We start from the raw sequence: 12,846 nt of genomic DNA, 5'->3' as shown, positions 1-12,846 counted from the left end.
CCCAACGTAAAAGGTAAGCAGGCTAACTAAATGGTGGTTTCTTTAGTTAATTTACTTTTTATTAACACAAAAATAGCCGCTAATTAGCGACAATAGAGTAATTGCCATTTGAAATAGTCACGTTAGCAACGATAGGCGAACGATTCTGCTTTGCTGCTAATGTTAATTGGCTGTTGTAATATTAGCCCGGAAGCTGTCAATAAAAGGTTTTTATCGGGTATATGGATTGTTTTTGAACAGTTAACTTGTAATGTTTTGATTTATAATATTTTTTGATCGCCCAATTAGCTAAAGACTGTTTGCGCTACGATGAGCTATAAATCATAACGAGGCATTATTGTGAGCGGCTCCACGTTTCTCGGTGCAATGCTGGAATAATCAGACAATTAAATTAGCCCTATTATTCCGACCGTTTTCTTGTGAAAATGGCCTGAAATGGGGGAATTTAAATAATTGTTCACCTTTTCGCTACTTATCGATTGAATTCGTTGGTATGCCCCGTATAATTTGCTCGTTTTTTGCTGCTTGACTCAGGACAGCAAAGACAGTTTTATACGTCACTCAGCATACCCCCTCTGGGGTACGGAGAGAACAAACGTCATGTCTGTGTCCCTTTACAGCGGAAAAGTAGCACGCAAGCTGCTGTTCCTGCAGTTAATGACTTTTGTTCTGATCAGCGCTGTTTTCTTGCTGAAAAGCCTGGAATGGAGCGCTTCGGCATTGGCAGGTGGTCTCGCCGCCTGGTTGCCGAGTGCAATGTTTATGCTGTTTGCCTTGCGCCATCAGGCGCAGACGCCGGCGCCCGGTCGGGTTGCCTGGTCGTTCGCCATAGGCGAGGGGCTAAAGGTCGTGATCACCATCGTTTTGCTGATCGTGGCGCTTGGGGTGTTCAAGGCGGAGTTTATACCGCTTGGCCTGACCTATTTAGCGGTGTTAGTGGTGCAAATAGTGGCACCCGCCGTGATTAACAGTTACCGAAATTAACTAAATAAGGGTAGAGGCATCATGTCTGCAGAGGGATACAACAGTCCACAGGAGTATATCGGTCACCACCTGACGCAGCTTCAGGTCGGGACTGGTTTTTGGTCGATTAACCTCGACTCGATGTTTTTCTCCGTTGTCCTCGGGGTTCTGTTCCTGGTGGTTTTCCGCAAGGTTGCCAAAAATGCCACCAGCGGCGTGCCGGGTAAACTGCAAACCGCGGTGGAACTGGTCGTTGGCTTTGTCGACAGCAGCGTCAAAGATATGTACCACGGCAAGAGCAAGGTGATTGCTCCGCTGGCACTGACGGTGTTTGTCTGGGTATTCCTGATGAACATGATGGACCTGATTCCGGTAGACTTCCTGCCGTACATCGGGGCTCATCTCGGTCTGCCTGCGCTGCGCGTCGTGCCTACCGCGGACGTCAACGTGACCTTGTCGATGGCGTTGGGCGTATTTATCCTGATTTTGTTCTACAGCATCAAAATGAAAGGCGTTGGCGGGTTCGTTAAAGAGTTAACCATGCAGCCGTTCAACCACCCTGTATTCATTCCTATCAACCTGATTCTTGAAGGTGTCAGCCTGCTGTCCAAGCCTGTTTCACTGGGCCTGCGACTGTTCGGCAACATGTATGCGGGTGAGTTGATCTTCATCCTGATTGCCGGCCTGTTGCCGTGGTGGTCACAGTGGGTCCTGAGCTTGCCTTGGGCTATCTTCCACATCCTGATCATTACGCTTCAAGCCTTTATTTTCATGGTTCTGACGATTGTCTATCTGTCGATGGCATCTGAAGAGCACTGATTTTCTTAAAACACTTGCACTTTTAAACTGAAACAAACTGGAGACTGTCATGGAAAACCTGAGTATGGATCTGCTGTACATGGCTGCCGCTGTGATGATGGGTTTAGCGGCAATCGGTGCTGCGATCGGTATCGGCATCCTGGGTGGTAAATTCTTGGAAGGCGCTGCACGTCAGCCTGACCTGATTCCTCTGCTGCGTACACAGTTCTTTATCGTTATGGGTCTGGTTGACGCCATCCCGATGATCGCTGTTGGTCTGGGTCTGTACGTGATGTTTGCTGTCGCGTAAGTAGAGAAGTTCTCTACACTGAAACCACACTATTAACTTTTAAAGAGGCATTGTGCTGTGAATCTTAACGCAACAATCCTCGGCCAGGCCATCGCGTTCGTTCTGTTTGTCTGGTTCTGCATGAAGTATGTATGGCCGCCGATTATGGCTGCCATCGAGAAGCGTCAGGGAGAAATTGCTGACGGTCTCGCTTCTGCAGAGCGTGCCAAAAAAGATTTGGACTTAGCGCAAGCCAATGCGACCGACCAGCTGAAAACTGCTAAAGCAGAAGCTCAGGTGATCATCGAGCAAGCAAACAAACGCAAAGCTCAGATCATGGATGAAGCGAAAGCCGAAGCCGAGCAGGAACGTAACAAAATCGTGGCGCAGGCTCAGGCTGAGATCGAAGCCGAACGTAAGCGCGCTCGTGAAGAGTTGCGTAAGCAAGTCGCGATGCTGGCAATTGCCGGCGCCGAGAAGATCATCGAACGTTCCGTGGATGAAGCTGCTAACAGCGACATCGTTGATAAACTGGTCGCTGAACTGTAAGGAGGGAGGGGCTGATGTCTGAATTTGTAACTGTAGCTCGCCCCTACGCCAAAGCAGCTTTTGACTTTGCCGTTGAGCACCAAAGCGTAGAACGCTGGCAGGATATGCTGGCGTTTGCCGCTGTTGCCACTCGCAATGAACAAATTTCTGAACTGCTGTCTGGTGCTGTCGCGCCGGAGACGCTGTCCAAAACGTTCATCGCTGTTTGTGGCGAGCAGCTCGACGAACATGGCCAGAACTTTATCCGTGTAATGGCCGAAAATGGACGTTTACTGGTTCTTCCCGCGGTGCTGCAGCAGTTCATCGAACTGCGCGCTTTGCTGGAATCCACCGTCGAAGTCGAAGTGCTCTCTGCGAGCGTACTTAACGACGAACAGCAGGCTAAAATTGCCGCTGCGATGGAAAAACGTCTGTCACGCAAAGTTAAGCTGAATTGCAAAATTGACAAGTCTGTTCTGGCTGGCGTGATTATCCGCGCCGGCGATATGGTGATTGATGGCAGCGTTCGCGGTCGTCTTGAACGCCTGACAGACGTCTTGCAGTCTTAAGGGGACTGGAGCATGCAACTGAATTCCACCGAAATCAGCGAACTGATCAAGCAGCGCATTGCTCAGTTCAATGTGGTGAGCGAAGCTCACAATGAAGGTACTATTGTTTCCGTCAGTGACGGGATCATCCGCGTTCACGGTCTGGCCGAAGTTATGCAGGGCGAAATGATCGCGCTGCCAGGCAACCGTTACGCAATCGCATTGAACCTGGAGCGCGACTCCGTAGGTGCCGTGGTTATGGGTCCGTACGCGGATCTGGCCGAAGGCATGAAGGTAAAATGTACCGGCCGTATTCTGGAAGTTCCGGTTGGCCGTGGCCTGCTGGGCCGTGTAGTTAACACCCTGGGCGCACCTATCGACGGTAAAGGCCCGGTTGATAACGACGGTTTCTCCCCGGTTGAAGCTATCGCCCCTGGTGTTATCGAGCGTCAATCCGTAGATCAGCCGGTTCAGACTGGCTACAAATCTGTTGATGCGATGATCCCAATCGGCCGTGGTCAGCGTGAGCTGGTGATCGGTGACCGTCAGACCGGTAAAACCGCTCTGGCCATCGATGCGATCATCAACCAACGCGACTCCGGCATCAAATGTGTTTACGTGGCTATCGGCCAGAAAGCGTCCACCATCGCTAACGTGGTGCGCAAACTGGAAGAGCACGGCGCATTGGCTAACACCATCGTTGTGGTTGCGACCGCGTCTGAATCCGCTGCACTGCAATACCTGGCTCCCTATGCCGGTTGTGCGATGGGTGAATACTTCCGTGACCGCGGTGAAGATGCACTGATTGTTTACGATGACCTGTCCAAACAGGCTGTCGCTTATCGTCAGATCTCCCTGCTGCTTCGTCGTCCACCAGGTCGTGAAGCTTACCCAGGCGACGTATTCTACCTCCACTCCCGTTTGCTGGAGCGTGCTGCGCGTGTTAACGCCGACTACGTTGAAGCCTTCACCAAAGGTGAAGTCAAAGGTAAAACCGGTTCACTGACCGCTCTGCCGATCATTGAAACCCAGGCAGGTGACGTTTCCGCGTTCGTTCCGACCAACGTAATCTCGATTACCGATGGTCAGATCTTCCTGGAATCCAACCTGTTTAACTCCGGTATTCGTCCGGCAGTTAACCCGGGTATCTCTGTATCCCGTGTGGGCGGTGCAGCGCAAACCAAGATCATGAAAAAACTGTCCGGTGGTATTCGTACCGCGCTGGCACAGTATCGTGAACTGGCTGCGTTCTCTCAGTTCGCTTCCGATCTGGATGATGCGACCCGCAAACAGCTGAGCCACGGTCAGAAAGTGACCGAGCTGCTGAAACAGAAACAGTATGCGCCGATGTCCGTCGCACAACAGTCTCTGGTGCTGTTCGCCGCAGAACGTGGCTACCTGAACGACGTTGAAGTCGCGAAAGTCGTGAGCTTCGAAGCCGCGCTGGTTGCTTACGCAGACCGCGAGCATGCCGAGTTGCTGAACCACATCAACCAAACTGGCAATTTCAACGATGAGATCGAGGGCAAGCTGAAAGCTATCCTCGAGACCTTCAAGAAAACCCAGTCCTGGTAACGCCTAACGGTCCTGCTGTTGAAAGACAGCAGGCCGTCTGGCAATGAGGAGAAGCAGAGATGGCCGGCGCAAAAGAGATACGTAGTAAGATCGCGAGCGTGCAAAACACGCAAAAGATCACTAAAGCGATGGAAATGGTCGCCGCCTCCAAAATGCGTAAATCGCAGGAACGCATGGCGGCCAGCCGTCCTTATGCAGAGACCATGCGCAAAGTGATTGGTCACCTTGCGTTAGGTAATCTGGAATATAAGCACCCGTACCTGGATGAGCGTGACGTTAAGCGCGTCGGGTATCTGGTGGTGTCTACTGACCGTGGTCTCTGTGGTGGCTTGAACATCAACCTGTTCAAGCGGCTGTTGTCAGAGATGAAAGGCTGGTCCGAAAAAGGCGTCGAAGCTGATTTGGCGCTGATTGGCTCTAAAGCGGCTTCTTTCTTTGGTTCCGTGGGCGGCAACGTGGTTGCCCAGGTGACCGGCATGGGGGATAAACCTTCTCTGTCGGATCTGATCGGGCCGGTGAAAGTGATGCTGCAAGCCTACGACGAAGGTCGTTTGGACAAGCTGTACATTGTCAGCAACAAATTTGTCAATACGATGTCTCAGGAACCACAGATCGTTCAGCTGCTGCCGTTACCGCCTTCCGATGACGGTGAGCTGAAGAAAAAATCTTGGGATTACCTGTATGAACCCGATCCAAAAGTGCTGCTTGATACCTTGCTGCGCCGTTATGTGGAATCGCAAGTTTATCAGGGCGTCGTGGAAAACCTGGCCAGCGAGCAGGCCGCACGAATGGTAGCGATGAAAGCCGCAACCGATAACGGCGGTAGCCTGATCAAAGAGCTGCAGTTGGTATACAACAAGGCTCGTCAGGCCAGCATCACTCAGGAACTCACCGAGATCGTTTCGGGAGCCTCCGCGGTTTAAGCTAGGTTTACGAATTACGTAGAGGATTCAAGATGGCTACTGGAAAGATTATCCAGGTAATCGGCGCCGTAGTGGACGTCGAGTTCCCTCAGGATGCCGTACCGAAAGTGTACAACGCTCTTGAGGTAGAAAACGGTACCGATAAGCTGGTGCTGGAAGTTCAGCAACAGCTGGGCGGTGGCGTGGTTCGCTGTATCGCGATGGGGACCTCTGATGGTCTGCGTCGCGGCCTGAAAGTGATCGACCTGGATCACCCGATTGAAGTACCGGTAGGTAAAGCTACCCTGGGCCGCATCATGAACGTATTGGGTGAACCAATCGACATGAAAGGCGACATCGGCGAAGAAGAACGTTGGGCAATTCACCGTCCAGCGCCAAGCTACGAAGATTTGGCCAACTCCCAGGATCTGCTGGAAACCGGTATCAAGGTTATGGACCTGATCTGTCCGTTCGCTAAGGGCGGTAAAGTTGGTCTGTTCGGCGGTGCGGGCGTGGGTAAAACCGTAAACATGATGGAGTTGATCCGTAACATCGCGATCGAACACTCCGGTTATTCCGTGTTTGCGGGCGTGGGTGAGCGTACTCGTGAGGGTAACGACTTCTACCATGAAATGAACGACTCCAACGTACTGGACAAAGTATCCCTGGTTTACGGTCAGATGAACGAGCCACCGGGTAACCGTCTGCGCGTTGCTCTGACCGGTCTGACCATGGCGGAGAAATTCCGTGACGAAGGCCGCGACGTTCTGCTGTTCGTTGATAACATCTACCGTTATACCCTGGCCGGTACCGAAGTGTCCGCACTTCTGGGCCGTATGCCATCTGCGGTAGGTTATCAGCCAACGCTGGCGGAAGAGATGGGCGTTCTGCAAGAACGTATCACCTCTACCAAGACCGGTTCTATCACCTCCGTACAGGCCGTTTACGTTCCTGCGGATGACTTGACTGACCCGTCGCCAGCCACCACCTTTGCCCACTTGGACGCAACCGTGGTACTGAGCCGTAATATCGCTTCTCTGGGTATCTACCCGGCCGTTGACCCGCTGGATTCCACCAGCCGTCAGTTGGATCCGCTGGTAGTTGGCCAGGAGCACTACGATGTAGCGCGTGGCGTGCAGTCCATTCTGCAACGTTACCAGGAACTGAAAGATATCATCGCAATTCTGGGTATGGACGAGCTGTCAGAAGAAGACAAACTGGTCGTATCCCGTGCGCGTAAAATCCAACGCTTCCTGTCTCAGCCGTTCTTCGTGGCAGAAGTCTTTACCGGTTCTCCGGGCAAGTTCGTATCGCTGAAAGACACCATTCGTGGTTTCAAAGGCATTATGGACGGCGACTATGACCACCTGCCTGAACAAGCGTTCTACATGGTTGGCACCATTGAAGAAGCAGTGGAAAAAGCCAAGAAACTGTAACGTCTTGAGAGGAGGGTGATATGGCTATGACTTACCATCTGGATGTAGTCAGCGCGGAAAAACATATGTTTTCCGGCCTGGTGCAAAAGATCCAGGTGACAGGTAGCGAAGGCGAACTGGGGATTTTCCCTGGCCATGCGCCGCTGCTGACTGCCATCAAGCCTGGCATGGTGCGTATTGTTAAACAACACGGTGAAGAAGAGTTCATCTACCTGTCCGGTGGTATCCTTGAGGTACAACCGAGCGTGGTAACCGTGCTGGCTGACACTGCTATCCGTGGAACGGACCTCGACGAAGCGAGAGCGCTGGAAGCTAAGCGTAAAGCTGAAGAGCATATCAGCAGCTCTCATGGCGATGTCGACTATGCTCAGGCATCTGCAGAACTGGCGAAAGCGATCGCGAAACTGCGCGTTATCGAGCTTACCAGAAGATCGATGTAATATTTTGGCGCGTGCATAACGCAGCTAAAATTAAGAAAGCGACCTATAGGGTCGCTTTTTTTTTGCTTTAAAATAAGCGTTTCTACCCGGCGGGGATTGTGATGTATAACACCCGGTACAGGCTAAAAATGTCTCCGATTGCCGACAATTATACCCTGCATAACGGGATGTCAGGCTGAGCTGCGGAACGCCTAGTGCCACATGGCTTATGCCCGGTTCGTGCAGAGAAATATGTAGTAATATTGTCACCAAAGGGTTCTACTTTCGTCCATCAAAATGGAGTTATCAGGTTGCTTATGTCGAACAGCGCAATGAGTGTGGTGATCCTCGCCGCGGGCAAGGGAACACGCATGTATTCCGATCTTCCCAAGGTGTTACATCCGTTGGCCGGCAAGCCGATGGTGCAGCACGTCATTGATGCCGCGATGAAACTGGGCGCGAAAAACGTCCATCTGGTGTATGGCCACGGCGGTGACTTGCTGAAAAGTACCCTGACCGATGAAGCGTTGAACTGGGTGTTGCAGGCCGAGCAACTGGGTACCGGCCATGCCATGCAGCAGGCTGCGCCGCATTTTGCCGATGATGAAGACGTCCTGATGCTGTACGGTGACGTGCCGCTGATCTCCGTCGATACGCTCACGCGCCTGCTGGCGGCGAAGCCGCAGGGCGGTATTGGCCTGCTGACGGTAAAGCTGGCTGACCCAAGCGGTTACGGCCGCATCGTGCGTGAGAACGACGATGTAGTGGGTATCGTTGAGCATAAGGATGCCAGCGAAGCTCAGCGCCAGATTACTGAAATCAATACCGGCATTTTGGTCGCTAACGGGCGCGATCTGAAGCGCTGGTTGGGGATGTTGAACAACGACAATGCGCAGGGTGAATTCTACATCACGGATATTATTGCGCTGGCCCATGCCGACGGTAAGAAAATTGAAGCGGTGCACCCGTCACGCCTGAGCGAAGTGGAAGGCGTGAATAACCGCCTGCAGCTGTCGCGGCTTGAGCGTATCTATCAGGCAGAACAATCTGAAAAATTACTGCTGGCCGGCGTAATGCTGCTGGATCCGGCACGCTTTGACCTGCGCGGGGAACTTGTGCACGGTCGCGATATCTCTATTGATGCTAATGTCATCATCGAAGGATCGGTAACGCTGGGGGACCGGGTGAAGATCGGTGCCGGCTGTGTACTGAAAAACTGCGTGATCGGCGATGACTGCGAAATCAGCCCGTACAGCGTGTTGGAAGATGCGGTGCTGGAATCTGCTTGTACCGTGGGGCCATTTGCCCGTTTACGCCCGGGCGCAGAGTTGGCAGAAGGCGCTCACGTCGGCAACTTCGTGGAGATAAAAAAAGCGCGTCTGGGCAAAGGTTCCAAAGCGGGCCATCTGAGCTACCTGGGCGACGCTGAAATTGGCGATGATGTGAATATCGGCGCCGGCACCATTACCTGTAACTATGATGGCGCCAATAAGCATAAAACCATTATTGGCGACGGCGTGTTTGTCGGTTCAGACACGCAGCTGGTGGCGCCGGTTTCCGTTGGCAAAGGTTCTACCATTGCCGCCGGCACCACGGTCACTCGCGATATCGCTGAAAATGAACTGGTGCTGAGCCGCGTCAAGCAGGTGCATATCCAGGGTTGGCAGCGGCCGGTGAAAAAGAAATAGGCGTAAGAAGATAGTGTGTTTTGCGTTGGGCTCAGGTAACGAGCCCAATACAAAACATAATAATCCCCATTCTCTACAGGCTCGGGGACGCACGGTAAAAACCGGCAAAATCAGGTCAAGGCATCGAAAGCGCCCCGAAAGGCGTTTAATTAGGAATACAACTGATGTGTGGAATTGTAGGCGCAGTAGCGCAACGTGATATTGCAGAAATTCTGTTGGAAGGGTTACGCCGTCTTGAGTACCGCGGTTACGACTCCGCCGGTCTGGCGGTGGTTGATGCCGAAGGCAACGTAAGCCGTTTACGCCGCGTAGGCAAAGTCAATAAACTGACCGAAGCCGCAGAACAACACGAACTGCATGGTGGCACCGGTATTGCTCACACCCGCTGGGCAACGCACGGTGAACCTACCGAAGCGAATGCGCACCCGCATGTTTCTGATTACATCACCGTGGTGCATAACGGCATCATCGAAAACCACGAACCGCTGCGTGAATTGCTGATCGAGCGCGGTTATCACTTCAGCTCTGAGACCGACACCGAGGTGATTGCACACCTGGTGCATTGGGAACAGCGCCAGGGCGGTACGCTGCTGGAAGTGGTGCAGCGCGTGATCCCACAATTACGCGGCGCCTACGGCACCGTGGTCATGGACAGCCGCGATCCTAGCGTGCTGGTGGCTGCGCGCTCCGGTAGCCCGTTGGTTATCGGCCGCGGCGTGGGCGAAAACTTTATCGCTTCCGATCAGCTGGCTCTGTTGCCGGTAACTCGCCGCTTTATCTTCCTGGAAGAAGGCGACGTGGTGGAGGTGACCCGCCGCACCGTCAGCATTTTCGACAAACAGGGGAACGCCATCGAGCGTCCTGAGATCGAATCCAAAGTGCAGTATGACGCCGGTGACAAAGGCGCTTACCGTCACTACATGCAAAAAGAGATCTACGAACAGCCGCTGGCGCTGAAAAACACCCTGGAAGGGCGTTTCAGCCATGGCCAAATCAACCTGAGCGAGCTGGGTCCGCGCGCCGATGAATTGCTGGCTAAAGTGCAGCACGTGCAAATCATCGCCTGCGGCACCTCCTACCACTCCGGTATGGTGGCGCGTTATTGGTTCGAAGCGCTGGCCGGCGTGCCGTGCGACGTCGAGATCGCCTCGGAATTCCGCTACCGCAAATCTGCCGTGCGCCCGGGCAGCCTGATCATCACGCTGTCGCAGTCCGGTGAAACCGCCGATACCCTGGCGGCGTTGCGCCTGTCTAAAGAGCTGGGTTACCTCGGTTCCCTGGCGGTGTGTAACGTGGCCGGTTCTTCGCTGGTGCGTGAGTCCGATTTGGCGCTGATGACCAAAGCCGGTACTGAAATCGGCGTAGCTTCTACCAAAGCCTTCACCACACAGCTTGCGGTATTGCTGATGCTGGTGGCGCGTTTGGGTCGTCTGAAAGGCATGGTGGAAAGCGTTGAGCATGAAATCGTGCACGCTCTGCAGGCGCTGCCGGCGCGTATCGAACAGATGCTGTCGCTGGACAAAAATATTGAAGCGCTGGCGGAAGGTTTCTCCGACAAGCATCACGCGCTGTTCCTTGGCCGTGGCGATCAGTACCCGATCGCTATGGAAGGCGCACTGAAGCTGAAAGAGATCTCCTACATTCATGCGGAAGCCTATGCGGCGGGTGAGCTGAAACATGGCCCGCTGGCGTTGATCGACGCCGATATGCCGGTCATCGTGGTGGCGCCGAACAACGAACTGCTGGAAAAACTAAAGTCCAACATCGAAGAAGTGCGCGCGCGCGGCGGCCAGCTGTACGTGTTCGCCGATCAGGACGCCGGTTTCGTCAGCAGCGAAGGGATGACCATCATTCCATTGCCGCACGTGGAAGAAATCGTGGCGCCGATCTTCTATACCGTGCCGTTGCAGCTGCTGTCCTATCACGTGGCGCTGATCAAAGGCACCGACGTTGACCAGCCGCGTAATCTGGCGAAGTCCGTCACGGTAGAGTAATCAGCTGCTGTTATGTTTGAAAAGCCGGCCTGAGCGCCGGCTTTTTTATCATTTAATTTTGTTATTCAGGTCTTGTACCGAGCGTTTCAGATCGCTGATTTCGCTTTGGGCATTGTCTTGCCCTTGTAACTTACGTTTCAGATTGTCGATCTCGCTGTTTTGATTTCGGTTCTCGCTTTCCATATTGCTCAGCTTGTCTTGCAGTTTCTTGATGGCCTGTTCCTGAAGCCTTAATTGTTCTTTGAAGCCGTCTAAATCTCCAAGCTCATAATTGGAAATGATGTAGCCTTGGTCGTAATGGCTCCAAAGAAGGATGTTATCGGTACTGCCGCTCGATTGCTTGCTGCGCTGTAATCCATCCGCCGCCGTGGCGTTGGCCATAGCCAGCAAACCAAGGCTAACCGTTGACAATATAAGTATTTTTTTCATATGAAGTCCCTTTTCCTGGGCAAGGTATAACAGAATGTTTCAGGTTAAATAATAGCCTAATCAATATGTTAATTGCACTCTTGGTGTCTTGTAATATAACTGTCATATTTCGTACATTTTACTGTCACCAAACTGTCCTATTTTCCCTCCTGCAGCAATACTTACTCTGATGAAAACGACTTGAAGTCGATTTTTGAATATCCCATTAGGAGGGATTATGAAACTGATGCGTACCACCGTCGCCAGTATTGTGGCAGCGACTTTCTCCCTGACCGCCGTGTCCGCGTTCGCTGCTGCCAGCCTGACCGGTGCAGGTGCGACATTCCCCGCTCCGGTGTATGCCAAGTGGGCAGATTCTTATCAGAAAGAAACCGGCAACAAGGTTAACTATCAGGGGATCGGATCCTCTGGCGGCGTGAAGCAAATCATCGCCAACACCGTTGACTTTGGTGCTTCTGATGCCCCGTTGTCTGACGACAAACTGGCGGCCGATGGCCTGTTCCAATTCCCTACCGTGATCGGCGGCGTAGTGCTGGCCGTAAACATCCCGGGTATCAAATCCGGTGAATTGACCCTGGACGGTAAAACGCTGGGTGACATCTACCTGGGCAACGTGAAGAAATGGAATGACCCGGCAATCACCAAGCTGAACCCGGGCGTCAAGCTGCCGGATCAGAATATCGCCGTGGTACGCCGCGCTGACGGTTCAGGCACCTCTTTCGTGTTCACCAGCTACCTGTCTAAAGCCAACGCGCAGTGGAAAGAGAAAATCGGCGCAGGCTCTACCGTTAACTGGCCAACCGGTCTGGGCGGCAAAGGCAACGACGGCATCGCCGCGTTCGTACAGCGTCTGCCAGGCTCTATCGGCTACGTTGAGTACGCTTACGCCAAGCAAAACAACCTGGCTTACACCAAGCTGATTTCTGCCGACGGCAAGCCGGTCAGCCCAACCGAAGAGAGCTTCAGCGCCGCCGCTAAAGGCGTGGACTGGAGCAAAACTTTCGCTCAGGACCTGACTAACCAGAAAGGCGATGGCGCATGGCCAATCACCTCCACCACCTTCATCCTGGTGCACAAAGAGCAGAAAAACCCGGCTCAGGGCGCAGAAGTGCTGAAGTTCTTTGACTGGGCGTACAAAACCGGCGCCAAGCAGGCCAACGATCTGGATTACGCCTCTCTGCCTAACGAAGTGGTTGAGCAGGTGCGTGCAGCATGGAAAACCAACGTAAAAGACAGTTCCGGTAAAGCACTGTACTAAAGAACGCAGGGGCGCGGGT

General features: G+C 53.1%; 13 protein-coding genes. 12 read left to right on the top strand and 1 reads right to left on the bottom strand.

Going from position 1 to position 12,846, the window contains the following annotated elements; all coding sequences use genetic code 11:
- Positions 1–600 precede the first annotated feature (600 nt).
- The 11 genes from atpI to glmS all read left to right on the top strand — a co-directional run bounded on the left by atpI (position 601) and on the right by glmS (position 11,140).
- On the top strand, positions 601–984 hold the full coding sequence (gene atpI, locus ACUTSW_RS20110) for a F0F1 ATP synthase subunit I (protein WP_004950471.1): 384 nt from the start codon (positions 601–603) through the stop codon (positions 982–984).
- 21 nt (positions 985–1,005) lie between these two features.
- Complete coding sequence (gene atpB / locus ACUTSW_RS20105; RefSeq protein ID WP_004950474.1) at positions 1,006–1,782, top strand: F0F1 ATP synthase subunit A; 777 nt, start codon at positions 1,006–1,008, stop codon at positions 1,780–1,782.
- A gap of 49 nt (positions 1,783–1,831) precedes the next feature.
- Complete coding sequence (gene atpE / locus ACUTSW_RS20100; protein WP_004093904.1) at positions 1,832–2,071, top strand: F0F1 ATP synthase subunit C; 240 nt, start codon at positions 1,832–1,834, stop codon at positions 2,069–2,071.
- Between the two features lie 57 nt (positions 2,072–2,128).
- Positions 2,129–2,599 (top strand): F0F1 ATP synthase subunit B, encoded by a 471-nt coding sequence (gene atpF / locus ACUTSW_RS20095; protein WP_004950476.1) that lies wholly within the window; start codon positions 2,129–2,131, stop codon positions 2,597–2,599.
- A 14-nt stretch (positions 2,600–2,613) separates the two neighbouring features.
- On the top strand, positions 2,614–3,147 hold the full coding sequence (gene atpH / locus ACUTSW_RS20090; RefSeq protein WP_004950480.1) for a F0F1 ATP synthase subunit delta: 534 nt from the start codon (positions 2,614–2,616) through the stop codon (positions 3,145–3,147).
- Positions 3,148–3,159: 12 nt separating this feature from the next.
- The gene (gene atpA / locus ACUTSW_RS20085) at positions 3,160–4,701 is read left to right on the top strand and encodes a F0F1 ATP synthase subunit alpha (RefSeq protein ID WP_004950482.1); all 1,542 of its coding nucleotides are present in this window, start codon (positions 3,160–3,162) and stop codon (positions 4,699–4,701) included.
- Positions 4,702–4,760: 59 nt separating this feature from the next.
- Complete coding sequence (atpG, locus tag ACUTSW_RS20080) at positions 4,761–5,624, top strand: F0F1 ATP synthase subunit gamma (RefSeq protein WP_004950485.1); 864 nt, start codon at positions 4,761–4,763, stop codon at positions 5,622–5,624.
- Positions 5,625–5,656: 32 nt separating this feature from the next.
- Positions 5,657–7,039 carry a F0F1 ATP synthase subunit beta gene (gene atpD, locus ACUTSW_RS20075; protein ID WP_004950488.1) on the top strand — a complete coding sequence of 461 codons (1,383 nt, stop codon included), beginning with the start codon at positions 5,657–5,659 and terminating at the stop codon, positions 7,037–7,039.
- 20 nt (positions 7,040–7,059) lie between these two features.
- Positions 7,060–7,479, top strand: coding sequence for a F0F1 ATP synthase subunit epsilon (locus ACUTSW_RS20070; protein WP_004950490.1), 420 nt, complete (start codon positions 7,060–7,062; stop codon positions 7,477–7,479).
- A gap of 296 nt (positions 7,480–7,775) precedes the next feature.
- The gene (gene glmU, locus ACUTSW_RS20065; protein ID WP_062869096.1) at positions 7,776–9,146 is read left to right on the top strand and encodes a bifunctional UDP-N-acetylglucosamine diphosphorylase/glucosamine-1-phosphate N-acetyltransferase GlmU; all 1,371 of its coding nucleotides are present in this window, start codon (positions 7,776–7,778) and stop codon (positions 9,144–9,146) included.
- 164 nt (positions 9,147–9,310) lie between these two features.
- A complete protein-coding gene (gene glmS, locus ACUTSW_RS20060; protein ID WP_445585195.1) occupies positions 9,311–11,140 on the top strand; it encodes a glutamine--fructose-6-phosphate transaminase (isomerizing) in 1,830 nt (609 codons plus the stop codon).
- Between the two features lie 48 nt (positions 11,141–11,188).
- Here glmS and ACUTSW_RS20055 read toward each other — a convergent pair whose 3' ends face one another.
- Positions 11,189–11,569: a hypothetical protein gene (locus ACUTSW_RS20055; RefSeq protein ID WP_073440766.1), complete on the bottom strand. Its 381-nt coding sequence runs from the start codon at positions 11,567–11,569 to the stop codon at positions 11,189–11,191.
- Positions 11,570–11,786: 217 nt separating this feature from the next.
- On the opposite strand from ACUTSW_RS20055, the gene pstS reads away from it, so the two are divergent.
- A complete protein-coding gene (pstS, locus tag ACUTSW_RS20050) occupies positions 11,787–12,827 on the top strand; it encodes a phosphate ABC transporter substrate-binding protein PstS (protein WP_004950502.1) in 1,041 nt (346 codons plus the stop codon).
- Positions 12,828–12,846: the final 19 nt, after the last annotated feature.

The sequence above is a fragment of the Serratia sp. TSA_198.1 genome (assembly GCF_052686505.1).
This window is presented reverse-complemented; position numbering and strand designations above follow the sequence as displayed.

Coding starts and splice junctions, on each gene's coding strand:
- atpI (WP_004950471.1), top strand. CDS start 601: ATGTCTGTGTCCCTTTACAGCGGAAAAGTAGCACGCAAGCTGCTGTTC.
- atpB (WP_004950474.1), top strand. CDS start 1,006: ATGTCTGCAGAGGGATACAACAGTCCACAGGAGTATATCGGTCACCAC.
- atpE (WP_004093904.1), top strand. CDS start 1,832: ATGGAAAACCTGAGTATGGATCTGCTGTACATGGCTGCCGCTGTGATG.
- atpH (WP_004950480.1), top strand. CDS start 2,614: ATGTCTGAATTTGTAACTGTAGCTCGCCCCTACGCCAAAGCAGCTTTT.
- atpA (WP_004950482.1), top strand. CDS start 3,160: ATGCAACTGAATTCCACCGAAATCAGCGAACTGATCAAGCAGCGCATT.
- atpG (WP_004950485.1), top strand. CDS start 4,761: ATGGCCGGCGCAAAAGAGATACGTAGTAAGATCGCGAGCGTGCAAAAC.
- atpD (WP_004950488.1), top strand. CDS start 5,657: ATGGCTACTGGAAAGATTATCCAGGTAATCGGCGCCGTAGTGGACGTC.
- ACUTSW_RS20070 (WP_004950490.1), top strand. CDS start 7,060: ATGGCTATGACTTACCATCTGGATGTAGTCAGCGCGGAAAAACATATG.
- glmU (WP_062869096.1), top strand. CDS start 7,776: ATGTCGAACAGCGCAATGAGTGTGGTGATCCTCGCCGCGGGCAAGGGA.
- glmS (WP_445585195.1), top strand. CDS start 9,311: ATGTGTGGAATTGTAGGCGCAGTAGCGCAACGTGATATTGCAGAAATT.
- ACUTSW_RS20055 (WP_073440766.1), bottom strand. CDS start 11,569: ATGAAAAAAATACTTATATTGTCAACGGTTAGCCTTGGTTTGCTGGCT.
- pstS (WP_004950502.1), top strand. CDS start 11,787: ATGAAACTGATGCGTACCACCGTCGCCAGTATTGTGGCAGCGACTTTC.